The organism is Rhizobium sp. WW22, from assembly GCF_047041135.1.
In the GTDB taxonomy this organism is placed as follows: Bacteria; Pseudomonadota; Alphaproteobacteria; order Rhizobiales; family Rhizobiaceae; genus Rhizobium.
Genome location: NZ_CP178198.1, coordinates 2,334,676 through 2,359,275 on the forward strand (window position 1 = coordinate 2,334,676; position 24,600 = coordinate 2,359,275).

A 24,600-nucleotide genomic window follows, 5' to 3' on the forward strand; every position below is an offset into this window, starting at 1 on the left:
AGGAAGTCTGAGAACATGAATCAGACCGGTATCGCCATCGCAGCGCCGGTCTTTTTCGGGCTTAACGGCTATCACGACGAGCACATTATTTTACGCGAAAAAACCAAGCGTGAGCATTTCGGCGCGATATCGCGCCCATTCATTCACCTCACGTTCATTTGATGCCGTTTGCCCCTGCATGTGCGTCATTTTTTTCATCCCATGAATGGGATTTGCGATTTCTGATATAGCAATCGCGTGCAAGCAGGAGTATACAAACCGCCGTTCAAATAGGCCTTCGCGCCATGACCAGACTTGCGGTTCTGTCTTACGACCCCACCGCACCATCGAGAGCGATCCCCGACAATGTCGGATCAGATATTTCAGGCCGCCCCCACCCGGCGGGCCGCACCGAATTTTCGTGTAGTAGCGCTTATAGTAGCAAGCGCGATGTTCATGGAACAGCTCGACGCGACCGTGCTCGCAACAGCTCTTCCGACCATGGCGAGAGACTTCGGCGTCAGCGCGCCGGCTATGAGTATCTCGCTGACATCCTATCTCCTCAGCCTGGCGATCTTCATTCCCGCCAGCGGCGCCATCGCCGATCGCTTCGGATCGCGCACAGTCTTCCGCTCCGCTATCGCGGTTTTCGTTGTTGGCTCGCTTCTCTGCGCGCAAGCGCCGAACCTGTTCTTCCTCGTGATCGCGCGCCTCCTTCAGGGTCTCGGCGGCGCGATGATGCTGCCCGTCGGTCGCCTCGTGCTGATGCGCAGCGTCGCCCGCAAGGATATGGTCAACGCCATGTCCTGGCTGCTGATCCCGGCGCTCGTCGGCCCCATTCTCGGCCCGCCGGTCGGCGGCTTGTTCGTGACCTATCTCGACTGGCGCTGGATCTTCTACATCAACGTGCCGATCGGCATCATCGGCTTCATTCTGGTGACGATGTTCATCGAGGAGGTAAAAGGCCCCCGCACCGGCCGCTTCGATCTCTCCGGCTTTATCCTCTCGGGCATTTCGCTGGGATCGCTGCTCTTCGGCTTCGAAATGTCGAGCCGCGAGGGCGAAGGCTATCTCGCTGTCTTCCTCATCTCCGTCGGCTTGCTCTTCGGCATCGCCTATCTGCGCCATGCCCGCAAGCATCCCTCGCCGATCATGGATTTCTCCTTGATGAAGGTGCCGACATTCCGCACCTCGGTCATCGCCGGTTCGCTGACGCGCATCAGCCAGGGCGCCCATCCCTTCCTGATCCCGCTGATGCTGCAGCTCGGCTTTGGTCTTTCGGCCGCCGCTGCCGGCCAGATCGCCATTGCGACCGCTCTCGGCTCCATGGCGATGAAGCCTTTTCAGGTTCGCATCCTGCGCACGCTCGGCTTCCGCACCGCCCTTATCATCTTCGGCCTCATCGGCACGCTCGGCTATGGCATGTGCGCCATCTTCAAGCCGGATTGGCCGCTGCCTGTCATCTTCGTGATCCTGTTCTTCTGCGGCTTCTTCATGTCGTTCCAGTTCACGGCCTACAACACGATTGCCTATGACGAGATCGAGCGCGACCGCATGAGCATTGCGACGAGTTTCTACTCGACCTTCCAGCAACTGATGCTGTCTCTCGGCATCTGCGTCGCCGCCTTGGCGCTGCATGGCTCGACACAGTTCCTTGGTCACGCCAAGCCGGAGATGGTCGACTTCTCCGTCGCCTTCATCGTCGTCACGGCCATTGCGCTTCTCGCTGTCATCTGGAACGCCAGCTTCTCGCGCACAGCCGGTTCGGAAATCAGCGGCCACCGCCGCAAATCACCGGAAGACAGCCTCGCCGAGCACTGATGCTCGCCTCTCGCCAACTGCGGCAATAGCGTCTTTTGTGAACAGTGCCTCCACGGGCGGTGCATTGCATTGAACAGTGGCGGCGACCTAAATAGCGACCAGAACGAATAACAATCTGGAGCATCCCATGGTCGCCGGCATCCATCACATCACGCTGATCACCCGCAAGGTCCAGGCGAATGTCGATTTCTACGTCGGCTTCCTCGGCCTGCGCCTAGTCAAGCGCACCGGCGGCTTTGAAGACGCCACCCAGCTTCATCTCCTCTATGGCGACGCCAAGGGCTCGCCCGGCTCGCTGATTACTTTCCTTGTCTGGGAGGATGGTTCGCCCGGCCGCGCCGGCGTCGGGCAGATCGGCGAAATCTCTCTCGCCATCGATCCCGCCAGCATCGGTTTCTGGCTGACGCGTGCCCTGAGTGCCGGCCTCAAACCGGAAGGCCCATCGGAGGAATTCGGCGAACCTGTACTTCGGCTGAAGGATCCGGACGGTGTCATCGTCAAGCTTGTCGGGACCAATGCCCTGCAGGCAACTGCTCCATGGGCAAGCGACACCATTCCGCAGGAGCACGCGATCCGCCGTGTCCGCGGCGCAACGCTATTCAGCGAAACGCCCGAGGAGACGCAGGCCATTTTGGTCGACCATTTCGACTACCGGCCGCTTACTACCAGCGGGGCGATCAGCCGACTCGTCTCGGAGCCTGGCGATATCCTCGACATCCGCGATGCCCGCGGCTTCTGGGCGAGCGCCCCGGGTACGGGCACGGTCGATCATGTCGCCTTTCGCGCCGCCGACGATGCGGAATTGCAGTCGGTCCACGCCGCCCTGCAGGCGATCGATTCCGGGCCGACGACGATGCATGACCGCAAATATTTCCGCTCGCTCTATGTCCGCGAACCTGGCCAGATCGTGTTCGAACTCGCCACGGATGCGCCTGGCATGTTGATCGACGAGGACGAACCAGCGCTCGGCACGCGCCTCTTCGCTCCCGGCGACAATCCGAAGCTTCTGGCCGAGCTGAACGTGATCCTGCCGCAGTTCTCCATGCCCGGAGAGCCGCGCGTTATCTATCGCGACCTGCCCTTCATCCATCGCTTCTTCACACCCGATGAGCCGAACGGCAATGTCTTCATTCTGCTGCACGGTTCCGGCGCCAACGAAACGACGATGCTGCCGCTTGGTCACGAGATCGATCCCAATGCGACCTTGCTCAGCGTGCGTGGCCGTGCGCTGGAGGAAGGAGCGCCGCGCTGGTTTCGCCGCAATGGGCCGATGTCCTTCGATCAGGCGGATATCGCCAGCGAGGCCGAAGCCTTTGCTGCCTTCATCGACGGCGCGATCCATGCCTATGGCCTCGATCCGGATCGCATCGTCTATATCGGCTATTCGAACGGCGCCAACCTGCTGAACGCCATGCTGTCGCTGCACCCGCATCTCATCCGCCGCGCCGTGCTGCTACGCTCGATGGCCGTGCTCGAAAATCCGCCGGTGGCTGACATGTCCGATGCCGATATGCTGGTGGTCGCGGGGAAGAAGGATCTGTATGGCCCATACGCTCAGCCATTGGCCGAACGCCTGCGCGATGGCGGCGCAAAGGTCGAACTTGCAACGGTTCCCGCCGGTCATGAGTTTGACGATGCCGATGTGCCGGTCATTCAAGAGTGGCTCAACAAGTCCGCCTGAAACCGACCTCTTGAGCAGAAAGACAAAAGCCCGCGATCTGGCGGGCTTTTGCGTTGACGAATACAGTTGGGGCTCAACCCTTGAACGTATATTCCGCGATCGATTCCGGTTTCATCTCGATCGAGAAGCCAGGAAGGCTCGGCGGCATATAGGCTGCATCGCGGATGATGCAGGGGTCGATGAAATGCTCGTGCAGGTGATCGACATATTCGATGACGCGGCCATCCTTTGTGCCGGATACGACGATATAGTCGATCATCGACAGATGCTGCACATATTCGCAAAGACCGACGCCGCCGGCATGCGGCCAGACCGGCAACCCATACTTGGCGGCGATCAGCAGCACCGCCAGCACTTCGTTGAGGCCACCCATGCGGCAGGAATCGATCTGCACGATGTCGATCGCGCCCTCGGCGATGAACTGCTTGAACATGATCCGGTTCTGGCACATCTCGCCGGTCGCGACCTTCACCGGGCCGATGGCCTGACGGATCTTGCGGTGTCCGGCAACATCGTCAGGGCTTGTGGGTTCTTCGATGAAGAAGGGCTTGGCGAAGGCGAGCTTCTTCACCCAGTCGATCGCCTGATTGACTTCCCAGACCTGGTTGGCGTCGATCATGAGGTAACGATCGGGGCCGATCACCTCGCGGGCAATGGTGAGACGGCGAATATCGTCTTCGAGATCACGGCCGACCTTCATCTTCACATGGTTGAAGCCGGCATCGATCGCCTCCTGGCACAGGCGGCGCAGCTTGGCATCGTCGTAACCGAGCCAGCCGGCTGATGTCGTGTAGCAGGCGTAGCCCTCGCGCTCGAGCGTGGCGATTCGGGCGGCCTTGCCGGCTTCCGCCTTCTTCAGGATGGCAACGGCCTCGTCGCGGGTCAGGACATCGGTCAGGTAACGATAGTCGACGATATCGGCGATCTGTTCGGCATTCATCTCCGAAACCAGCCGCCAGACCGGCTCGCCGGCCTCTTTCGCGAGCAGATCCCAGACGGCATTGACGACAGCGCCGGTTGCCAGATGCATCGCCCCCTTCTCCGGGCCGATCCAGCGCAGCTGGCTGTCGCTGGTCAGATGCCGCCAGTATTTGCCGGGGTTTTCCAGAACCGTCGCAAGTTCGGTGCCGACGACCAGATGCCGCATCGCCTCGATTGCCATGCAGCAGATGTCATTGCCGCGGCCGATGGTGAAGGTCAGGCCGTGGCCGGCAAGGCCCGGCTTGTCGGTGTCGAGGATGACATAAGCTGCCGAATAATCCGGATCCGGATTCATCGCGTCCGAACCATCGAGGCTCTGCGATGTCGGGAAGCGCAAATCGAAAACGCGAAGATTGGTGATGCGCGTCATTGGAAAACTCCTTCTAAATCCATCGCGACCTCTCAACCTCTAACCCGAGGTCGAACTCCTCCCAGAGGGTCACATTATGCGAGCTGCACATTCGAATTTCAGCAATCACCTGCCGATGCGGATAGGCGGATGCGTCCTCAAAGCGCCTCTCCTTCTAACCCTGCCGTCGTTTCTGCAGAGAGCCCTACTTTTCTTATGTGAATAGTTTTTTCACATATGCATGATTTTTGCAATCAAAAAGACAGCATGAATTCGGGCTCTATGCTGCCGCCAGCGCCACAAAATGCGCTATTGTCCGACCCAAATGGATTTGCTGAAGGAGATGCAGGGAATGGCAACGGTTAAATTGCTCGATGATGCGGAGGCAGAGGCGATCCCGGTCGTGAAGGCGGTGTTCGACGATATTCGCGCAGTGAGAAAATCCGATTTCGTCAATAATTTCTGGCGCGGCCTGGCGAACGACCCGGCACTGCTGAAGCGCACCTGGGAAGGGCTGAAAGCTGTCATGATGACGGAAGGCGCGCTCGATCCGCTGGTGCGCGAGATGATCTACATTGCCGTCTCCACCGCCAATGGCTGCAGCTATTGCATCCATTCCCATACGGCTGCCGCGAAGGCGAAAGGGATGACCGATGCCCAGCACGCCGAACTGCTGGCGGTGATCGGCCTTGCCGGACAAACGAACCATCTGGTCACGGCGATGCAGATCCCCGTCGATCCGGAATTCGATGTCCGCAAACGCTGAAAATGCAGAAGGCCCGCGGGCGTGCCGGCGGGCCTTCCTTAAACGGTCTTTCGCTTTTCAGCGATCGGATTTTTCCGTCGTCTGAGCGTCTGCAGCAAGGGCGGCAACGTTGAGGCCGTTATTCGCGGCGAGCAGCCTTTTGCGAACGAGAACGCCCATCACGCGGGCAGCCGTCGAAAAGGTCATCGTGTCAAGCGGGCCTTCGCCCTCCCAGGGCTTGGTTAGCCGCTCGGTTACGGCCGAGACAATGTTGTTGGGCACAATGTCTGTGCATTCGCGCATCGCTTCGAACACAACGCTGATGGGATGGATGCGTCCTTCGAACGTCACGATCGGTTCGGTTACTTCGCTGTCCCATTCCTCGAAGGCATAGAGCGCTTCGCGGAAGAGCTGCTGCAGGGTGATGGGTGCATGACCCTCATGAAGGGGCGGCAAGGCATTCGACATGTCTGTCTCCTTTCAATTGGAAGTCCGGCGCATGTATGAAATTGGATGGTCTCTCCTCCGAGACCCAAGCGCTGCTTCGTCAGCTTGGCGCGCCGGAAGAACGGGGCGTGGCGCGGCAAACCATCTCGTGACCGGCGCAACGCGGGACACACACGAAATGTTCCCACCGGTCATTTAACTTGATCAAGTCTATAGATTAATCTCGACTTGAAAAGCCTCTTTAAGAATTTTCTGTAATTCTCTTTATTTTTGAATGACTTCGCGTAGTATGAAATTACCGGGTGCCGAGGAAAGGCGCGCGAATCTCTCCCAGGAGCAAAGGGAACGCCATGTGCGGCGATCATGAACATCAGCATCACGACGGGCATGATCACGACCCTCAGCCCATCGATTGGCGCGAACACGGCATCAAGGTCATTCCCGGCAACGCGCTAGATCCGAATACCGCACAAACCCCCGGCATGAACCGCGCGACCGCGATCAATCATGCGCGCGCGGGCGCTGAAAAGATCTGGGCGGGAACCGTGACGATCCACGCCAATGCCAAGACCGGCGCTCACCATCACGGCGACCTCGAAAGCATCATCTACGTCGTCAAGGGCAAGGCCCGGATGCGCTGGGGTGACAACCTCGAATTCGTCGCCGAAGCCGGCCCTGGCGATTTCATCTTCGTGCCGCCCTACGTGCCGCATCAGGAGATCAATGCCAGCCGCGATGAAACGCTGGAATGTGTTCTCGTTCGCTCCGGGCAGGAACCGGTCGTTGTCAATCTGGATATCGAACCGGTGGAAAAACCGGAAGAAGTCCTCTGGAAGGACCCGATCCATCGTTAATCTGCACATTTTTCAGGCAAAATCTTATTTGCCGCATAAATAATCCACAATATTTATAGAAAATTAGTTTGCGCTTTGCACCGCACTGAAAAGAGTTTTTCAGAAGTGCGGCGCACAACGCATGATCCTGCTTGGCAGCGCGAACACGCGTCTGAGATGATTAAGCCGTCACGAGATATTGATCTCGATCATCAGGAACAGGATTTCCCATGACTGAAAAGCTTTCTAGAGGTTTCGACGCGCTGCGCCTTTCCCGCCGCGCCGGCCTTGCTGCCATCCTCGCCTCCGCTGTCGCCGTTTTCGGCTGGACGGCGACTTCTACGCCATCTTTCGCGGCAGACAAGACAATCAAGGTCGGCATCATCAGCGGTGAAGACGAAGATGTCTGGCGTGTCGTGACTGCTGAAGCCGCCAAGAAAGGATTGAAGATCGAGACGGTCGTCTTCAACGACTACACCCAGCCGAACGAAGCCCTCGAGCGCGGCGAAATCGATGCCAACGCTTTCCAGCACAAGCCTTACCTCGACAATCAGATCAAGCAGCACGGCTACCACATTGTCAGCGTCGGCTATACCGGCGTCTGGCCGATCGGCCTCTACACCAAGAAATACAAGACCGTGGCAGAGCTTCCGAAGGGTGCGGTCATCGGCGTACCGAACGATCCGTCCAACGAGGGCCGCGCACTGCGCGTGCTGCAGAACGAAGGCGTGATCAAGCTCAAGGATGGCACCGGCATTCTCGCGACAACCGCCGACATCGTTGAAAACCCCAAGAACGTCGAGATCAAGGAACTGGACGCCGGCATCGTCGGCCGCTCGATCGACGACCTGGACGCAGCCGTCGTCAACACCGACTGGGCGCTGAAGAGCGGCCTGACCCCGAAGGATCGCATTGCGCAGGAGCCGATCGACGGCAACCCCTACCGCAACTTTATCGCCGTCAAGCAGGGCAGCGAGAATGAGGCCTGGGTTAAGACGCTGGTTGCGGCTTACCAGAATGACGCCGTCAAGGCAGAGTTCGACAAGGTTTACAAGGGAACGGGCATCAGCGCCTATTGATGTAAAGGCGGCGCGGGGACCGCGCTGAGCGGCGAGGCGGCCGGGGTATCTTGCCCGGGCCGCCTTTGATGTTTAAAGCCACGCTCAACCCGCGCCGAACGCAAAAAGAAGATTGGGAAGCAGACATGAATTCCTTCATCCCGGCCACATCAATCGACGGACAGGCGCCGCCCGAACGAGCGGTGGGCGACGAAATCGTCCGCCTGGTCGATGTTCGCCGCCGGTTCGGCACGACGCCTGCGCTTGATGGAATTTCACTGACCGCGCGCCGTGGCGAGATCGTCGGCATCATCGGCCGCAGTGGCGCCGGTAAATCGACGCTGATCCGTTGCCTGAACGGGCTGGAGCGCGCCGATAGCGGCGAGATCCATATCGAAGGCCGCGACATCGCACGCCTCTCGGAAAAGGAACTGCAGCCGCTACGTCGCCGCATCGGCATGGTCTTCCAGCATTTCAATCTGTTGTCCGCAAAGACCGTCGAGGAAAACATCGCCCTACCGCTGAAGATCGAGGGGGTGGCCAAGGCCGAACGGCTGCAACGGGCGCGCGAGCTGCTTGATCTTGTCGGCCTCGCCGATAAGGCAAAAGCCTATCCCGCCGCCCTCTCCGGCGGCCAGAAACAGCGTGTCGGTATTGCCCGCGCACTAGCTGCCCGCCCGGCGCTTCTGCTGTCGGACGAAGCAACGTCGGCGCTCGATCCGGAAACGACGCGGTCGATCCTCGCACTGCTGAAGGATATCAATCGCAAGCTCGGCCTGACGATCCTACTCATCACCCACGAGATGGAAGTGGTGCGCTCGATCGCAGACCGCGTCGCGGTCATCGATGCCGGACGGATCGTCGAGGACGGCTCCGTATGGACGGTCTTCGCCAACCCCGAAACGGAGATCACGGCAAGCCTGCTCGGCGGCATCCGCCCGCAGCTTCCCGAGCACATCGCCGCCCGCCTATCGCCGACGTCAGGCGTCGAAGCGATCCTCAGCGTCGATCTTGCCGGTCCGGCCGCGCAAGGGGCATTGTTTGCAGAACTCTCGGCTGCCCTGCCGCGCTCTTTTCGCCTGGTTCACGGTGGCATCGACCACATCCAGAACCAACCCGTTGCCCGTTTCTTCGTCGCCGTCCCGACGCGCGATCCGGATCTGCCGGCGCAGGTCAGCGATTTTCTGAAAGCCCGCTCCGCCCGGGTGGAGGTTTTAGGCTATGACAACTGATGTGATCCTCGGCCTGCTTTGGCGCTCCTTCTGGGAGACGATTTGGATGACGGCTGCGTCCGGCCTCCTTTCCCTGGTCATCGGCCTGCCGCTCGGCCTCGCCCTCGTCGTCACCGGTCGCGGCGGCATTGCCGAGCAGCCTGCGATCAACAGCGTCCTTGCCGCGCTCGTCAACGGCTTCCGCGCCGTGCCTTTCGTCATCCTGCTGATTGCCCTCATCCCGCTGACACGGCTGATCGTCGGCACGGCGCTCGGCACAACGGCGGCGATCGTGCCGCTGACCATCGCCGCGATCCCTTATTATGCCCGTATCGCCGAGGTCTCGCTGCGTGAAGTCGATCGCGGCTTGATCGATGCGGTGCGCGCCATGGGCGGCAATCGCTGGACGATCATCCGCGAAGTGCTGGTGCCCGAGGCCATGCCCGGCATCGTCGCCGGCTTCACGGTGACGCTGGTGACTCTGATCGGGGCTTCCGCGATGGCGGGTACCATCGGCGGCGGCGGCCTCGGCGACCTTGCGATCCGCTACGGCTACCAGCGCTTCGAAACCGGCGTCATGATCGCCGTCGTCGTCGTACTGATCATTCTGGTCTGCGGCATGCAATGGCTGGGCGATCGCTTAGCCAACCGGCTCGACCGCCGCTAGCTCGGCTCCCTGATCACGCGCAATCGATGCTATTCATGCTCCGCCGACGTGGTGGCACTCTGGCGCTGATCGAGATTAAGCATCGGCACCGAAGCGTTCGGCAGCATGGTGGTCGGTAATTGACCATTCCACTTTTCCGCCTGTGTGAGGAAAATCAGGTTCGGATTGTCGCGCAATGCATCGCCCCGGGCCTTGATTGCCTTCGCTTCGGCGTCGCCGCGGAGCTGGATCGCTTCGGCCTCGGCTTCCGCCTGCAGCTTCACGGCGTCGGCCTGGGCCTGCGCATCGGCGCGACGGGCGTCCGCTGCGGCCTGGGCCTGTGTTACGGTGATCTGCGCCTGCACCTTCTCGCGCTCCGCATTCTGCCGCAGCTTCTGTACTTCGACTTCCGCCAGCATGCGCTGCTCGATGCTGTTCTCATAGGCATCCGAAAAATCGATATTCTCGACTTGCACGCTGTCGATCTGTACCGGACCCTGAATGCCTGCCTCGATCGCCGCCTGGACGTCGGTGTTGAACTGCGCCCGGTTCTGGATGACGGAGGCGGCGGTGAATTTGCCGAATACGGTCTTTACATCCTGAGGAGCTCGCCGTGCGATCAGCCGTGATTCCAGATTGCCGAGCGAACCGAACTCCGAATAGACATGTTCCACAGCATCCGCCGGCACATGCCAGGAGATGGTGACGCGCATATCCGCCGGCTGCTGATCCTGCGAATAGGCCTGCATCTGCTGATGCTCGTTGGCCTGGCAGTTCGAGCCGTTCTGGCAGGTCCAATAGGTGACCTGCTGGGTCACCGGGATTTTGACGACGGTCTCGATCCAGGGCAACTTGAAATGCAAACCCGGTTCCGCCGTGCCGACCATGGCACCGGTGCGCAGAATGACGCCGCGCTCGCCCTGATCAATCGTGTACCACGAACTGAAGACGAGCATCAGCACGGCTATCACGGCGATGATGCCGATGAATGCCGTAACGCGACCCTTGTTCGCCACGGATGCTATGTCGATTTCCCGGTTTGCCATCGATATCCCCATCTGCACGCTATGGGGGAGAGATAGATGAGTCGAGTCGGAAATGCACCTGCCGTTTCATGCCTCGTGCGACCACCGTCAGTTGCGCGTCACAGGCTTTGAACGCATGCGCGACACCGTTTCCCGTTCGGCCCGCTTGCAGCGCATTGGCGGCAGGCCGCGATCCATCAGATCCATATCCTCCAGCACCATGTCGCCCATTTTCTTGAAGGCGCTGTCGAGCGCGCCGGCACGATGGGCCGAGCGCAGAAAGCCCTTGAGCTTGCGCACGGGGTGATCGAGGCCGAGCGGCTCCTCAGGATAGACGTCGCTCGCCGCCACGATATGGCCGGATGCGACCGCCGCCATCAGCGCATCGAAATCGACGACATCGGCCCGGCTGAGCAGGATGAAGGCTGCACCCTTGCGCATCCTCGCGAAAGCCTCAGCGCCGAGAAAACCCTTGTTCTCGCTGGTGACGGAGGCAACAACGAAGACGAAATCGCTGGCGGACAGCACCTCGTCCAGCCCGGCGGGCTGCACGCCATGCTCTCTCAGGATCGATGGCGGCATCCAGGGATCGAACACCCTGATATTGGCACGGAAGCCGGAGAGAACCCGGTTCAGCGCCTTACCGAGATCGCCGAAACCGACGATACCGATATCGCTGCCCGAAAGCAGCCGGGCGCTGGCATTGCCATCGCCGCCCCAAAGCTCCCTGCCCTCGCGGAAATCAAGATCGGCATCGGCGATGCCTCGCGCCAGGCTTATCGCAAACCCAAGGCCGATTTCGGCAACCGGTTCGGCAAAGACGAGACCTGTGGTGACGACATGGATGCCGCGTTCAAAGAGCACTTCATAGGGCATATTGTTGATGAGGTTGCTCTCGACATTCAGAATGCAACGCAGCTGCGTCATGCGGTCGAGCGTCTCCTTCGACAAGGGCGGCTGGCCAATGATATAGCGCGCCTCGCCGAGCACATCATCCCCTAATCCCGCGACATCGTCAGGATCCGTTTCGACGATGCGGTATTTCGAGCGAAGGAGCGCCAGTGCTTCCTTGGTGAAGATAAGCTCAAGCGAGCGCGGCTCCGGCGCGCTGATGGCCAAGGGTCTGCTGTCGGTCGTCATTCTGCTCCTCCTGTATCCCGAGGCGATCCAATATCATTCGATGGATGAGATCAATCAGGCCTCGTCCTCCTCCCCTGGCATTCCGACAGAGAAGGCGCAAATGCGCGAGAGATGGGTGAGCGGCAGGCCCGTCTCCGCGTGCCAGGCATTGAACTGATCCTGAATCAGCCGCAGATCCTTCTTGGTGGGCTTGCTTTCCGAAACGGGCACCCCCGCAAGCCGCAGGCAGACGAGAACGTCATGGCTCATGACGAAGCTGTCGCGGCCGATTGCGCGCAGCAGATATTGTCCGGTCATACCGCCGAGCCGGCTGCCCTGCTTGTCCAGAAGAGCCAGCAGGCCGATCTGGTCGTCCATCGGCCAATCGGCGAAGAAGCGGCCGGCGCTGCCATGCTCGTCGGCAAGCCGGCGGACGAACTGCGCATTGGCCCTGACCGACATGATTTTGGCGCCATTGCGGATGACGCGGACATCGGAGGTCAGATCATGCCAGTAATCGTCCGGTGCAAGATTGAGGAAGGCGGGATCGAAGCCGGAAAAAGCGGCTTCGAAGCCCGTCCATTTTGAATCGATGACGTTGCGCACGAAACCCGCATAGAAGATGTAGCGCGTCATTTCCGACAATATCCGATCGTCGGGCAGCGTACGCAGCGCTTCATGGTTCGGCATTCTGGGCATCAGCGCCCTCAGTCCATCGGCGCCGCCCTTGCGCTTCTCGGCGCGCTCCCTGATCTCCGCAAAGCTTCCCATCATCCTCTCCCGGTCATGCCGCGCGATAAGTCTTTTATGACCTCATTGCCCCGCGCATGTAATCTCCGTGCGATGATTTTCTGTGAAAAACATCCTATCGAAAGTTACGGCTCGAAAGTTGATCACGCCGGCACTCGAATTGATTTCCCGACGATTGAAACAATTCCGCACTGCTCCAGATATGGTCTTGAAATTAACTTGAGATTTCACGCACCGTAGCGTTAATTGCGGCCGCGTCGGATCGGAGCCCCGTGCCATGAATAATAAAGACTGGAATAATCCCATCATGGTCATCTGCAAGCGTACCGGAAAAGTCTATACGGTCGCGAACACGAAAGAAGCGCTGAACATGCTGCTGAACGCATGGCCCGTCGCGGAGGGCAAGGCGTTCATGATGGCACTGCAAATCTGTGCCGACGTCGAAAGAGGTCAGGGACAATCACTGGAGGCCCGCAACAGCTTTGTCGCCGCGGCATCCGAGGCTGGCGTCCCTCTGGAAATGCCGGTCGTTCAGTAAAAACGATCGCCCTCTTTCATCCATTCGGGGACGGGACATGCCGCATGTCTCGTTATGGAATGGTTCAGCGAACCAGCCGGCGCGACTGGGCGCACCAATCGCGGCACTGTCGCGGATGACCGTCCTCCCGGTTATTGCCGTATGATCGGACCGCTTTCCCGCGCAGAATGACTAATTTTCCGGATATTGCGAAACTTTTTGCCCCGGCAGGAGTTGGGGGATGCAATTTCGGAGCATCATCGAAATGACCAGTATTTTTAGTGCCGGCGATGGCCGCTGGCACGAGCCAGTCTATTTGCGCATCGGCTATGGAATGCCCGAGGCCGTCCGAAGCCCTAGGGAAGCCCACAATCACCTTCTTTTCCGTTGGCCGGCCATCAGAGGCGAAAAATATGATTCCGCCCGAAGCCTCTGCCTCCAAGCCGATATCGATCCCCTGCTGAGTGATAAAGCCAGGAAGATGTTCATCGCAGCCTGCGTGGAAGCGAACGTATTGGATTAGAGCTCTCGCGACGTTCAATCCATTCTCAAACCGCTGTCAGATCCTCGCGGTTTTCGCGGGGCTTTGATGGCGGCCCAAATGCGAAGGCGTCGGGCAAGACTTACGGTCCGGAACGCTTCTTGCAGTCTTACCGAAGCATGAATGTTTCGGAGGTAATACGTTTTGAAACGAAACACTTTACGCCCATTTCCGGCTATCACGCTTGTCATGGGAGAGAACGGCGGAACCCGCCGTATCAATTCAGTGCATCAGGCGGCGGAGTTGCTGCTGGAATATTGGCCGGTGGAAAATGGCGAGGAATATGTCGCGGCAGTGCGGATCTGCCTCGAAGCGATGCTTGGAGCCGTCCCCGCCGAAGCCGTAAGGGAGGCCTTGATCAAGGCTGCACGGGAGGCTGGCATATCCGTCATGCAATGAAATCATCCCGCCCTTCCCGCGGCATGCGGGATCTCTCTGACATTATTCACTTTTTGTGAACGAGTGCCGGCGATCTTGCCAACAGAGGCAGGCGATTCGCCCTGCCAATGACGGAGAGAATATGTCGCTTCTACCATTCCCGGCCGACAGGCGTACCAGTGATGTCAGGCGATGTGCCGCAGCCCTTCAGCAGCTAAATGGCGAAGCGGCAAACCGCTTCTGGCGTTCGGAAATGGCAATCTTTGCCAACGCCTTGCGCGAACAGGGAGTGGAAGACGGCGAAATCTCGCGGCAAGCAGGCCTCTTCATGCATGCGGTGCAGATGGAACTGCAGCTTACCTATGCCGAAGAGGAACTGAACGCCTCGGCCTGACGACGTTAGAGCCCCTCCGCTTTTTATTGAATCGCGAGAACACTCTATCTCTTTGTTTTTTCGCGGTTCCGGACGGAAAACCTTTAATCAGTTTTCCTAGAGTTGCTCTATTTCGGCAATCTGCAAAATGCGATGGATTTGTCGCCGCTGGTGGGTGACTTGATCTGCACGGTCCATTCTCCTCCAGGGAAATGGAGCCCCTTTGACGAAACCACGCCGGTAATCTGCGCGCAGGCCTTTCTGGCGTCGGCGCTCGGCAGATCTATTGTCGCCATGACGGCGTACCTGCGGCTGGACACCTGGCACGGCGCTGTAAACAAGCCCGTATTGTCGATCATCTTGCAGACCCGGAACGCATTGTTCACGGCATCGTCTGCCGCCATCGCGGAACTGGCGCCCACCAGCATGGTGGCCGCCGCCAAAAACAGTTTCATTGAAAATCCCGATCCCCTATGGCAGCACGGTGCCAGAGCAGGTTTCGTCTTGCAAGATATGTCGCGTGGATTTCCATGGGCCATTTGAAAATACAACGCAAATGACGGCGGGTTGTTCGCCGGCGACGTCGTCCATCCGGCTCTGCCGAGATATTTTCAACGGAAAGCGTGCCGAAGGATGGCCTCTCGGGAATGGGGAAGTGCCAATGCATTCCGGCTGCGCCAAGCTCCGACCGACGGGCATTCACCCAACACTTGGACTAGCCTCCCGACCACCCTAGTAAGTGGAAAGTGCTCAATTTGCGGGTTCTCTTTAATCTCTTGGATATTAGAACATGCCATATTAGCAAAAACAAAAGTCAAGGAGCCAATCCCATGACGGCATTCTCACCCGAAGGCCGGGTAGCGACCCGAAAGCGAACGCTTCTCGGCGCAAAAATTATCTTCAACGATGGACATTCGGTCTTCGATTGCCTCGTGCGAAACCTGTCCGATACCGGCGCCCTGATCCAAATCGAAAATCCTCTCGCAGCACCCAACACCTTCGACCTGCAACTTTCGGACGAGAGATTGATGGCATGTGCAGTACGCTGGCGCAAAATCAACAGCATGGGCGTCGAGTTTGTGTGAGGGCACTCTCGCCCACAACTCCTATGGGCGTCCGGATGAATATCCGAAATAGCTCCCCGTCAAAGTTGGGCGGTATACCGGTTACAGTTACCGCGCGTCGATAAGGTTCGCCCGGAACAAATAAGCCGCACCATGCATTGGCATATGGCACCTCTGCCGAATTGGCCTGTGAAGGAGACGGCTATGAACCAGGAAACCATCGATCGGCTCGATACAATCGGCCAACAGCTGCATGATCGCGCTCTTGCTCTGTCCCAATCAAAATCCCAAGAAGGCCAAGACTATGCCCTCATGATGTCGGCACTGGCGACGCTGGCAACAGCGGTGCGAACCTTGGATGACAACGTAACCCGGCTCGACGGCCCCAAAGGGATTGGAGCAGCTGGCTCCTGAATCAGGTCCTCTCAAGTGTCGAAGTGGTTTAGCTTCCGAGCCTATAGGAACAAGCACGCCATGCAGGTCGCTAAGAGCTTGCGATCACGAGAGCTTTCAACACTTTGGAAGTTCTGGTAGCGGAGGAGGGATTTGAACCCCCGACACAAGGATTATGATTCCTCTGCTCTGACCTACTGAGCTACTCCGCCACGCCACATTTGATGTTGAACATCAAATGCAAAGGTCAAACGAACCGCCGCTCGAAAGCGCTAGCTCGTCGGTTGAGCGGCTTATAAGGTGCGGTTCGGCATGGTGTCAAGCGGATGATTTGGAAAAATCAGTGCTTTCTCTTGATGCCGACGCCGCCTGCTCTCAGGCGGCGACAGGACCTGTCAGCAGCGCCTTCAACGACGCCTCCGCCATCGGCTCGCGTTCCGAACGCTCGATGAAGCCGCCGCCATAGACGCGGGCGTCATCACCGGGTGCCGAATAGAGCGCGCAGGCCTGGCCGGGAGCCACGCCTGCCTCACCGACGGTGAGGTCGACATAGATGCCGCTGGCATCGGCATGCAGTACAGCCGGCGACGGCGCGCGGGTGGAGCGGACCTTGGCGAAACAGGCAAAGCCCTCGCCGAAAGCGGCCTGCTCCAGCGGTTCGTCGCCAAGCCAGTTGACATCACGCAGATAGACGCGGTGCGTTTCCAGCGCCTCCTTGGGACCGACGATGACGCGGCGCGAGCGGGCGTCGAGATAGACGACGTAAAGTGGCTCGCCTGTGGCAACACCGATACCCCGACGCTGGCCGATCGTGTAATGCAGGATGCCCTCGTGCTGGCCGAGCACGCGGCCGTCGAGGTGCACGATCTCGCCGGCAAGCGCCGCATTCGGCTTCAGCTTGGCGATGACATCGGAATATTTGCCCTGCGGCACGAAACAGATGTCCTGGCTGTCGGCCTTCTTGGCGACGACGAGGCCCATCTCTTCGGCAAGCGCGCGCGTCTCGGCCTTGGGCATGCCGCCGAGCGGAAAGCGCAGATAATCAATCTGCTCCTGCGTCGTGGCGAAGAGGAAATAGCTCTGGTCGCGATCGGCATCGGCCGGGCGATAGAGGGCGCGGCGAGTTGGGTGCTCCACAGATGGATTCGGGCGCGAGCGGATATAATGGCCGGTCGCCAGCGCATCGGCGCCGAGTTCCTTGGCAGTCAGCAGAAGATCGGCAAACTTGACCGTCTGGTTGCAGGCAACACAGGGGATCGGCGTTTCGCCGGCCACATAGCTTTCTGCGAAAGGATTGATCACCGTCTCGCGGAAGCGCTTTTCATAGTCGAGTACATAGTGCGGGATGCCGAGCGTTTCGCAGACACGGCGTGCATCGTCGATATCCTGACCGGCGCAGCAGGAGCCGGCGCGATGCACGGCAGCGCCATGGTCGTAGAGCTGCAGCGTGATGCCGAGCACATCATAGCCCTGCCGCTTCAAAATGCCGGCGACGACGGAGCTGTCGACACCGCCCGACATGGCGACGACGACGCGGGTATCTTCCGGCCTCTTGTCAAAATCCAGTGTATTCACGGTTGTTGCCGCCAGTCTTGAACGATCTTCGATGCTGCCGAGCGGGAGACGTTTCTCCGAAATGTTGTCACGCTCTCACGATTTCATTGCGCATGATCTGATCCAAAAACCGCTGCACACTTTTCAGGATCATACTTGCTGCCGCCGGATGCCATGCAAAAGCGGCAAATTTTCATTACACAGGGCCTTTAGCCGCTCTTTGCAGCCAGCCTCAATTGTGGACGGATATAGAAAGGATTGCCAACCCATGCAAGGGGTGGGCGAAATCGCGAATCATCCCTTTGCCTTCAAATGCCGGATCAGATTGCGGCTACGTCTCAATACCGTGACCGCCGAGCCGATGGCGACGATCCAGAGCGCGATCGTCAAAATCCAGCTGCCGCCGCTCCATAACGCCTCGATAATCGAAAGCAAAGCCGCAGCCGTCACGACCGCCATGCGATGCTGCTTGGCCATCGGACCGCCGAAATCGCTGGGATTGCCGGTGGCACGGCCAAGCTCGCGGACATAGGCGGTCAGTACAGCAAAGGCGGCGGCGGCCCAACCGAGGCCCGGCATCGCAATGCCATAGCCGATACCCGCAAAGATGAGGATATCAGCAATGCGATCCGGAAATTCGTTCCAGAACGGTCCATCAGCCTCACCTTTCCCGCCCTCGACCGCCACCATGCCATCAAGCAGATTGCAGAGCAGACGCAACTGGCAGAACAAGGCGGCGAGGATCAGCAAGATCACTCGCGCGCCCTCGCCGCCAGCGACGCCGGAGAACCAGAATGATGCTCCCGCCAAAGCTGCCATGAGCATGCTCGCCTGAGATATCTGATTTGGCGTCACCGAAAGCCCGGTCATGCGCCGCGCCAGTGCCTGTGCCCACCGCGTGTTGCGGCTCGCCAGCGGCCGCCTGTCGCCTGTTCCCTCGCCGGTCATACGCCCTCACCCCTCATGACTTCGCGGCCTTCCGCCCGATATCGAATAATTGTAGATCGCTGCATAGCTTGAAGAGACCAGCAACGGTACGGCAATAGTCTTCAGGATCTCCGGCGTGCCACTCAGCGCATGGATGACAACTAGGATCGTTGCCGAGCCGAGGCAGGCGATCAGCGGCGGCGCCCAAAGGCGCGTAGAGCTGCCGAACCGCCGCGATAAAGCTTCGACCACGGATTTCAGGAACAGCGTCAGGCAGCCCGAAAGCACACCCTGCACGAAGCCCGCGATCAGTGGCCTCGGCATCGGGTGCATACGGTTGGCGAAGAAAGCCCAGCCGCCCATGGCGAGGAAGGCGAAAAGCACGTGCACGATGCTGCTGCCGGCAAGCGCTTTCAGCTTTCCTGTCATGACAGTGACCACCAGTAGCGCACGAGATGGAAGAAAATCGGCGCGGAAAAGACGACCGAGTCCAGACGGTCGATCAGCCCGCCATGCCCCTCGATCAGATGGCCCCAATCCTTGACGCCACGATCCCGCTTGATCGCCGACATCACGAGCCCGCCGAAGAAACCCATGAGCGTGATGACGAAGGCGAGAAGTCCGGCCTGCAGCGGCGTGAACGGCGTCACCCACCAGAGCGCCGCCCCGATCAGCGAAGCGCTGATGACGCCGCCGACGAAACCCTCCACCGTCTTCGATGGCGACAGGCGCGGCGCGATCTTCGTTTTCCCGAACGACTTGCCCCAGACATATTGCAGGACGTCGCTGAGCTGCACGACGATGACCAGAAAAGCGATCAGCAGCACATTGCGGCCTTCATAGCCCGGAATGTGCAGCGTCAGCAGCGCCGGCACATGCGAGGCGCAAAAGACGCAGATCATCAGCGCCCATTGCACCTCGGCGATCCGCACCAGAAACCGCTCCGTGTCGCCGCGCAGCACCGCGATGATCGGCATGAAGAGGAAGGCGTAAACGGGGATGAAGATCGAATAGATGCCATATTGCTCGGCCCAGAGCAGATAATATTGCAGCGGCAAGGCCACAAAGAAGGCCGCGGCAAGTGCCCAGTGATCCGCCCGCTTCGTGTTGATCAGCGTCATGAATTCTCGCAACGCCGCAAAGGAGCAGAAGGCGAAGAGCAGGATGACGCCGGCGCGCCCTGCAATGAAGGCGATGCCGATCAGCACCACCATCACCCACCAGGCCTTGATGCGCGCATTCAGATTTTCGATCGCAGCATTCGATCCGTCAGGCGACAGCCGCCGCTCCAGCACGTAGCCGATGACGGAGGCGACAATCAGAACGCCGAAAATGCCAAGAACGAGGTGGATCAGATCCGCACTTGCCGCGCCCATGCTCAGTCCCCCGCCCGCTTGGGCGCCAGCGCCAGCAGCGCCGCTTCGGCTCGCGCCAGAAACTCCGCCTTCTCTTCGGTCTCGCCGATATGCAGCGCCTCGCCGAAGGTGACCGTGCAGATCAGCGGAATGGGTACGAACTCGCCCTTGGGCATGACGCGATTGAGATTGTCGATCCAGACGGGCACGAGATCGATATCAGGGCGAGCCTGCGCAAGATGGAAAAGCCCGCTCTTGAAGGGTTGCAACGGCTGCTCGGTGAGATTACGGGTGCCCTCCGGAAACAGGATCAGCGAGGAGCCGGCATCGAGCGCCTGCGTCATCTGCGTGACCGGATCTTCCTTGCGCGCTTCACGATCCCGTTCGATCAGCACGGCGTTGAAGACGTCCCGGCCGATGAAGCTGTTCAGCGGCGATTTCAGCCAATAATCGGCGCCCGCCACCGGGCGTACGCGGCGGCGCAATCGTGGCGGCAGGACAGTCCAGATCAGGATGAAATCGCCATGGCTGGAGTGATTGGCGAAATAGACGCAGCGGCGGGTTTGCATGCCACTTTCGGGCCAGATCGCCCGAACGGCGGTAATTGCTCGCGCAAAGAGCACGATCGCCACGGAAACGGGTTTCGCCAGCCATTCGATCGGCGTGCCCATTCCTTCCCCGAGGATGTTCTTCCGCAAAGCCTCCATGACATAGAGATAGGCGCGTTTCATCGCCCCCGATAGCCTGTGCACCGGGCTTATCCACAACCCTCACAACCATGAAGAAAGCCCGGCGCAACTTATGTCGCGTCGGGCTTTCGGATTGGCTCTTGGGAGGAGCGAATTCTATAGCTGCCGCCCTTCTTCAGGGCGGGCAGGCTCAATCGACGTTGAATACCAGCGGCTTTGCCTGACGGATCGCCTGATGCGCCGTCAGCTTGCCGAGCACCTCATCACTGATCGGACCGTCGACATAGAGAAGCGCGATGGCATCGCCACCCTGCTTGTCGCGGCCGAGCTGGAAGTTGGCGATGTTGACGCCGGCGGAACCGAGCGTCGTGCCGATGAAGCCGATCATGCCGGGAACGTCGGTATTGGCGAGGTAGACCATGTGATTGCCGACATCGGCGTCAAGGTTAATGCCCTTGATCTGGATGAAGCGCGGCTTGCCGTCCGAGAAGACGGTACCGGCAACGGAGCGGCTCATGCTGTCGGTGGTAACAGTCAGCTTGATGTAGCCGTCATAGACGCCGGTCTTGTCGCGCTTCACTTCGGCAAGAACGATACCCTTTTCCTTGATCATGATCGGCGCCGAAACCATGTTGACGTCGGCAACCTGATTGCGGATCAAGCCGGCAAGCAGCGCGCTCGTCAGCGCCTTAGTGTTCATGTTGGCGGTGACGCCGTCATAGAGGATCTCGATTTCCTTGATCGGATCGTCCGTGACCTGGCCGACGAAGGCGCCGAGAACGTCGGCAAGCTTGATGAACGGCTTCAGGATCGGCGCTTCTTCAGCCGTGATCGAGGGCATGTTGATGGCGTTCGAGACCGCGCCCTTGACGAGGTAATCCGCCATCTGCTCGGCGACCTGCAGGGCGACGTTTTCCTGGGCTTCGGTCGTCGAGGCGCCGAGATGCGGCGTGCAGACGACGTTCGGCAGGCCGAAGAGCGGGCTTTCCTTGGCCGGCTCGACTTCGAAGACGTCGAAGGCGGCGCCGGCGACATGGCCTGATTTGATGGCGGCAGCAAGGGCTGCCTCGTCAACCAGGCCGCCGCGGGCGCAGTTGATGATGCGCACTCCCTGCTTCATCTTGGCGATGGCAGAGGCGTCGATGATGTTGCGGGTCTTGTCGGTCAGCGGCACGTGCAGCGTGATGAAGTCGGCACCGGCGAAGAGCTCGTCGAGCTCGACCTTGGTCACGCCCATTTCCTCGGCGCGCTCCTTCGACAGGAACGGGTCATAGGCCAGAACATGCATCTTCAGGCCGAGGGCGCGGGCAATGACGATGGAGCCGATGTTGCCGGCACCGATGATGCCGAGCGTCTTGCCGGTGATTTCGACACCCATGAACTTCGACTTTTCCCACTTGCCGGCCTGCGTCGAGGCATCCGCGGCCGGAAGCTGACGGGCAACGGCAAACATCAGCGCGATGGCGTGTTCGGCCGTGGTGATCGAATTGCCGAAGGGCGTGTTCATGACGATGATACCGCGGCGCGAGGCGGCCGGAATATCGACATTGTCGACCCCGATACCTGCGCGGCCGACAACCTTGAGGTTCTTGGCCGCTTCGATGATCTTCTCCGTCACCTTGGTGGCGGAACGGATGGCAAGACCATCGTAATTGCCAATGATTTCGAACAGCCTGTCCTTGTCCTTGCCAAGCTGCGGCTGGAAATCGACTTCGACGCCGCGGTCACGGAAGATCTGGACGGCGGTTTCCGACAATTCGTCGGATACGAGAACGCGAGGTGCCATGGAGGCCTCCTGAAAAAGATCAGCTAAGACGCGCAATCCGGGAAAGGTATGAAAACGGCTTTCCGTAGGGAATTGCATGAAAACAACGAGAATTTCGGGACTCGGGGCTCCGCCTGTCGTGGCGGAGCCATAAACGCTTCAAGCCTCAGGCAGCAGCCTGGGAGAGCGTCGCCTTCTGCGTTTCGAAAGCCCAGGCGAGCCAGGGCATCAGCTTCTGCATGTCGGAAGCTTCGATCGTGGCACCTGCCCAGATGCGCAGGCCCGACGGCGCGTCGCGGTAATGGCCGACGTCATAGGCGACGCCTTCCTTCTCAAGGAGCGCAACCAGGCCCTTGGCGAAATTCGCCTGGCCATCGGCATCAAGCGCGACGACATCCTTGTCGACGATCTTCAAGCATACGGAGGTGTTGGACGCCGTCTCCGCCTTGACGGCGAGATTGGCGATCCAGTCGTTGGCGGCGACGAAGTCATGAATGACCTTGGCATTGGCATCAGCACGGCCGATCAGCGCCTTCAGGCCACCGAGATCCTTCGCCCAGAGGAGCGCGTCGATATAGTCTTCGACGCAGAGCATCGAAGGCGTATTGATCGTCTCACCGGTAAAGATGCCTTCGATCAACTTGCCGCCACTGGTCATGCGGAAGATCTTCGGCAGCGGCCAGGCCGGCACATAGGTTGTCAGGCGTTCGACGGCGCGCGGCGACAGGATGATAACACCATGGGCGCCCTCGCCGCCGAGAACCTTCTGCCAGGAGAAGGTGACGACATCGAGCTTGGCAAAATCGAGGTTCTGAGCGAAAGCTGCCGAGGTGGCGTCGCAGATCGTCAGCCCCTTGCGGTCGGCCGGAATGAAATCGCCATTGGGGACGCGCACGCCGGAGGTAGTGCCGTTCCAGGTGAAGACTACGTCGCGGTCGAAATCGACAGCGGAAAGATCGGGCAGCTCGCCGTAGCCGGCTTCGAGCTTGCGGACGTCCTTGAGCTTCAGTTGCTTCACGACGTCGGTAACCCAGCCCGCGCCGAAGCTTTCCCAGGCGAGCATGTCGACGCCGCGCTCACCGAGGAGCGACCAGAGCGCCATTTCGACGGCACCGGTGTCGGAAGCCGGAACGATGCCAATGCGATAATCGGCTGGCACTTCTAGAATTTCGCGGGTAAGATCAATGGCCTGCTTCAGCTTTGCCTTACCAACTTTCGCGCGGTGCGAACGGCCAAGAGCCGCATCGGAAAGAGCGTTAAGCGTCCAACCGGGGCGCTTCGAGCATGGACCAGAAGAGAAATGAGTATTATTCGGACGGATGTCCGGCTTGGCGAGCTTAGTCATGATGCTATCCTCTCAGATAGAAAGCTCCTCGTTGGGGAGGAGTGTCCCGCCGCCGGATATATTGGAAGCAACCCGTTAGCGCAACAATAAAAATTGCTCATGGCGCTCCCTCACGATTTCGTGCGAGATTTTGATGCCAGGCAAGTCACGCGCAATGGAAATAAGCCAAATTTAATGCCACAAAAGCTGGTTTCTATGCTGATGCACAATCATATATGGCTAGGCGCTCGCCGTTTTGCGCCGATGGAAATTATCAAGTGTGCTCGATGTCCCTAACTGCGCTCGCCGAAACTTCTTTTACACCGTCACAAACCATGCCGGTCTATCTTATCAATATCGACCGGGCAGCCGAACGACTGACGGAGATTCAGCGGCAGAGCGATGAGTTCGGTTTTCGATTCGAGCGTATTCACGGCGTCGACGGTGCCTCATCCCGCGTGACGAATGGATCGATGTAGATCACGATCGCTTTCAGCGCCGGCATGGACGCACCATCCTACCCGGTGAGTATGGCTGCTATCGGAGTCACCTGTTGGCGCTGCAACAGTTTTTGGCGAGCGGCGACCAAATGGCCGTGGTCATCGAAGATGATGTTGCGCTGGATATCGATTTCCTCGCACGCGCCGTGGCCGCGAAGAATGCTGCGCCCAATGCCGACCTGATCAAGCTCGTCAATCACCGCTGGAACGGCTTTCGTGCCATGGGCCGGAGCAGCAAGGGAGATATCATCGGCCGCTGCCTCTTTGGCCCACAAGGCTCGACGGCCTGCTATCTCGTCACGCGCAAAAGTGCCGAAAAGATCGTGAAATCGCTGACCATCATGTCGCTGCCCTGGGATGTGGCCGTGGAGCGTGGCTGGGACATGAATGTATCCATCGTCAGCACGCGCACGAACATTGTTGGCTTCAGCCGGCTGCAGCGAACGACGATGATTGGCTGGCGTCGCGACTACCGCGCGGCCAAGGCACCGGCTTGGCGGCGCATACCCGCACACATCTTCCGAACCGTGGATTTCTTTCGGCGTATCGCCTACGTACTCACGACGCCGTAAGCC

General features: G+C 59.5%; 28 protein-coding genes and 1 tRNA gene. 16 read left to right on the forward strand and 13 right to left on the reverse strand.

Translation table 11 applies throughout. The features are described 5' to 3' along the window. The first annotated feature begins 15 nt into the window (after positions 1-15). The 3 genes from ACK83U_RS11515 to ACK83U_RS11525 all read left to right on the forward strand — a co-directional run bounded on the left by ACK83U_RS11515 (position 16) and on the right by ACK83U_RS11525 (position 3,481). Positions 16-162 carry a hypothetical protein gene (locus ACK83U_RS11515; RefSeq protein ID WP_162708018.1) on the forward strand — a complete coding sequence of 49 codons (147 nt, stop codon included), beginning with the start codon at positions 16-18 and terminating at the stop codon, positions 160-162. A gap of 183 nt (positions 163-345) precedes the next feature. Beyond that, positions 346-1,800 carry an MFS transporter gene (locus ACK83U_RS11520; protein ID WP_112604341.1) on the forward strand — a complete coding sequence of 485 codons (1,455 nt, stop codon included), beginning with the start codon at positions 346-348 and terminating at the stop codon, positions 1,798-1,800. 127 nt (positions 1,801-1,927) lie between these two features. Beyond that, positions 1,928-3,481: a VOC family protein gene (locus ACK83U_RS11525; protein WP_112604339.1), complete on the forward strand. Its 1,554-nt coding sequence runs from the start codon at positions 1,928-1,930 to the stop codon at positions 3,479-3,481. Between the two features lie 73 nt (positions 3,482-3,554). Here the strand turns inward: ACK83U_RS11525 and ACK83U_RS11530 are convergent, their stop codons facing one another. Beyond that, positions 3,555-4,832, reverse strand: a complete 1,278-nt coding sequence (locus ACK83U_RS11530) for an L-fuconate dehydratase (protein WP_112604337.1) — start codon at positions 4,830-4,832, stop codon at positions 3,555-3,557. A 331-nt stretch (positions 4,833-5,163) separates the two neighbouring features. Here ACK83U_RS11530 and ACK83U_RS11535 point away from each other — a divergent pair, with 331 nt between their 5' ends. Beyond that, positions 5,164-5,577: a carboxymuconolactone decarboxylase family protein gene (locus ACK83U_RS11535; protein WP_112335001.1), complete on the forward strand. Its 414-nt coding sequence runs from the start codon at positions 5,164-5,166 to the stop codon at positions 5,575-5,577. Between the two features lie 57 nt (positions 5,578-5,634). Here ACK83U_RS11535 and ACK83U_RS11540 read toward each other — a convergent pair whose 3' ends face one another. Further along, complete coding sequence (locus tag ACK83U_RS11540; protein WP_112604335.1) at positions 5,635-6,024, reverse strand: hypothetical protein; 390 nt, start codon at positions 6,022-6,024, stop codon at positions 5,635-5,637. A gap of 329 nt (positions 6,025-6,353) precedes the next feature. Here ACK83U_RS11540 and ACK83U_RS11545 point away from each other — a divergent pair, with 329 nt between their 5' ends. The 4 genes from ACK83U_RS11545 to ACK83U_RS11560 all read left to right on the forward strand — a co-directional run bounded on the left by ACK83U_RS11545 (position 6,354) and on the right by ACK83U_RS11560 (position 9,772). Continuing rightward, on the forward strand, positions 6,354-6,857 hold the full coding sequence (locus tag ACK83U_RS11545; protein ID WP_112604333.1) for a cupin domain-containing protein: 504 nt from the start codon (positions 6,354-6,356) through the stop codon (positions 6,855-6,857). Between the two features lie 209 nt (positions 6,858-7,066). Continuing rightward, positions 7,067-7,915 carry a MetQ/NlpA family ABC transporter substrate-binding protein gene (locus tag ACK83U_RS11550; RefSeq protein ID WP_112335004.1) on the forward strand — a complete coding sequence of 283 codons (849 nt, stop codon included), beginning with the start codon at positions 7,067-7,069 and terminating at the stop codon, positions 7,913-7,915. A 125-nt stretch (positions 7,916-8,040) separates the two neighbouring features. Continuing rightward, complete coding sequence (locus tag ACK83U_RS11555; protein WP_112604331.1) at positions 8,041-9,126, forward strand: methionine ABC transporter ATP-binding protein; 1,086 nt, start codon at positions 8,041-8,043, stop codon at positions 9,124-9,126. Then, on the forward strand, positions 9,116-9,772 hold the full coding sequence (locus tag ACK83U_RS11560) for a methionine ABC transporter permease (protein WP_112335006.1): 657 nt from the start codon (positions 9,116-9,118) through the stop codon (positions 9,770-9,772). The genes ACK83U_RS11555 and ACK83U_RS11560 overlap by 11 nt, the downstream gene beginning before the upstream one ends. Positions 9,773-9,801: 29 nt before the next feature. Here the strand turns inward: ACK83U_RS11560 and ACK83U_RS11565 are convergent, their stop codons facing one another. The 3 genes from ACK83U_RS11565 to ACK83U_RS11575 all read right to left on the reverse strand — a co-directional run bounded on the left by ACK83U_RS11565 (position 9,802) and on the right by ACK83U_RS11575 (position 12,666). Then, entirely contained in the window at positions 9,802-10,797 is a 996-nt protein-coding gene (locus tag ACK83U_RS11565) for a prohibitin family protein (protein WP_112604329.1), read from the reverse strand. A gap of 87 nt (positions 10,798-10,884) precedes the next feature. After that, entirely contained in the window at positions 10,885-11,916 is a 1,032-nt protein-coding gene (locus ACK83U_RS11570) for a hydroxyacid dehydrogenase (protein WP_112604327.1), read from the reverse strand. Between the two features lie 54 nt (positions 11,917-11,970). Beyond that, entirely contained in the window at positions 11,971-12,666 is a 696-nt protein-coding gene (locus tag ACK83U_RS11575) for a DNA-3-methyladenine glycosylase I (RefSeq protein ID WP_112411436.1), read from the reverse strand. A 256-nt stretch (positions 12,667-12,922) separates the two neighbouring features. Between ACK83U_RS11575 and ACK83U_RS11580 the strand changes: the two genes are divergently transcribed. The 7 genes from ACK83U_RS11580 (at position 12,923) to ACK83U_RS11610 (ending at position 15,932) form a co-directional block, all read left to right on the forward strand. Continuing rightward, the gene (locus ACK83U_RS11580) at positions 12,923-13,183 is read left to right on the forward strand and encodes a DUF982 domain-containing protein (RefSeq protein WP_112399238.1); all 261 of its coding nucleotides are present in this window, start codon (positions 12,923-12,925) and stop codon (positions 13,181-13,183) included. A gap of 313 nt (positions 13,184-13,496) precedes the next feature. After that, positions 13,497-13,685 (forward strand): DUF982 domain-containing protein, encoded by a 189-nt coding sequence (locus ACK83U_RS11585; RefSeq protein ID WP_412474848.1) that lies wholly within the window; start codon positions 13,497-13,499, stop codon positions 13,683-13,685. A 162-nt stretch (positions 13,686-13,847) separates the two neighbouring features. Next, on the forward strand, positions 13,848-14,102 hold the full coding sequence (locus tag ACK83U_RS11590) for a DUF982 domain-containing protein (protein ID WP_112335012.1): 255 nt from the start codon (positions 13,848-13,850) through the stop codon (positions 14,100-14,102). A gap of 121 nt (positions 14,103-14,223) precedes the next feature. Continuing rightward, a complete protein-coding gene (locus tag ACK83U_RS11595; RefSeq protein ID WP_112399240.1) occupies positions 14,224-14,475 on the forward strand; it encodes a DUF6074 family protein in 252 nt (83 codons plus the stop codon). A 132-nt stretch (positions 14,476-14,607) separates the two neighbouring features. Next, complete coding sequence (locus tag ACK83U_RS11600; protein WP_162701015.1) at positions 14,608-14,997, forward strand: hypothetical protein; 390 nt, start codon at positions 14,608-14,610, stop codon at positions 14,995-14,997. Positions 14,998-15,284: 287 nt separating this feature from the next. Then, positions 15,285-15,539, forward strand: a complete 255-nt coding sequence (locus ACK83U_RS11605; RefSeq protein ID WP_015340956.1) for a PilZ domain-containing protein — start codon at positions 15,285-15,287, stop codon at positions 15,537-15,539. Between the two features lie 183 nt (positions 15,540-15,722). After that, positions 15,723-15,932, forward strand: coding sequence for a hypothetical protein (locus ACK83U_RS11610; protein ID WP_112605561.1), 210 nt, complete (start codon positions 15,723-15,725; stop codon positions 15,930-15,932). A gap of 114 nt (positions 15,933-16,046) precedes the next feature. On the opposite strand, the gene ACK83U_RS11615 is transcribed toward ACK83U_RS11610, so the two are convergent. From ACK83U_RS11615 to ACK83U_RS11650, 8 genes are all read right to left on the reverse strand, one after another. Then, a tRNA-Met gene (locus ACK83U_RS11615) sits at positions 16,047-16,123 on the reverse strand. A 163-nt stretch (positions 16,124-16,286) separates the two neighbouring features. Continuing rightward, positions 16,287-17,486 (reverse strand): tRNA 2-thiouridine(34) synthase MnmA, encoded by a 1,200-nt coding sequence (gene mnmA / locus ACK83U_RS11620; RefSeq protein ID WP_112604088.1) that lies wholly within the window; start codon positions 17,484-17,486, stop codon positions 16,287-16,289. A 273-nt stretch (positions 17,487-17,759) separates the two neighbouring features. After that, on the reverse strand, positions 17,760-18,413 hold the full coding sequence (locus tag ACK83U_RS11625) for a CDP-alcohol phosphatidyltransferase family protein (protein WP_112604086.1): 654 nt from the start codon (positions 18,411-18,413) through the stop codon (positions 17,760-17,762). A 6-nt stretch (positions 18,414-18,419) separates the two neighbouring features. Next, the gene (locus tag ACK83U_RS11630) at positions 18,420-18,821 is read right to left on the reverse strand and encodes a hypothetical protein (protein WP_112604084.1); all 402 of its coding nucleotides are present in this window, start codon (positions 18,819-18,821) and stop codon (positions 18,420-18,422) included. Continuing rightward, positions 18,818-19,768, reverse strand: a complete 951-nt coding sequence (locus ACK83U_RS11635; RefSeq protein ID WP_112604082.1) for a phosphatidate cytidylyltransferase — start codon at positions 19,766-19,768, stop codon at positions 18,818-18,820. Before ACK83U_RS11635 ends, ACK83U_RS11630 begins: the two co-directional genes overlap by 4 nt. 2 nt (positions 19,769-19,770) lie before the next feature. Continuing rightward, entirely contained in the window at positions 19,771-20,418 is a 648-nt protein-coding gene (locus ACK83U_RS11640) for a lysophospholipid acyltransferase family protein (RefSeq protein ID WP_112335291.1), read from the reverse strand. 208 nt (positions 20,419-20,626) lie between these two features. Next, on the reverse strand, positions 20,627-22,222 hold the full coding sequence (serA, locus tag ACK83U_RS11645) for a phosphoglycerate dehydrogenase (protein WP_112604080.1): 1,596 nt from the start codon (positions 22,220-22,222) through the stop codon (positions 20,627-20,629). Between the two features lie 145 nt (positions 22,223-22,367). Then, positions 22,368-23,546: a phosphoserine transaminase gene (locus ACK83U_RS11650; RefSeq protein WP_112604078.1), complete on the reverse strand. Its 1,179-nt coding sequence runs from the start codon at positions 23,544-23,546 to the stop codon at positions 22,368-22,370. Between the two features lie 493 nt (positions 23,547-24,039). On the opposite strand from ACK83U_RS11650, the gene ACK83U_RS11655 reads away from it, so the two are divergent. Then, positions 24,040-24,597, forward strand: coding sequence for a glycosyltransferase family 25 protein (locus ACK83U_RS11655; RefSeq protein WP_412474849.1), 558 nt, complete (start codon positions 24,040-24,042; stop codon positions 24,595-24,597). The last annotated feature ends 3 nt before the right edge of the window (positions 24,598-24,600 follow it).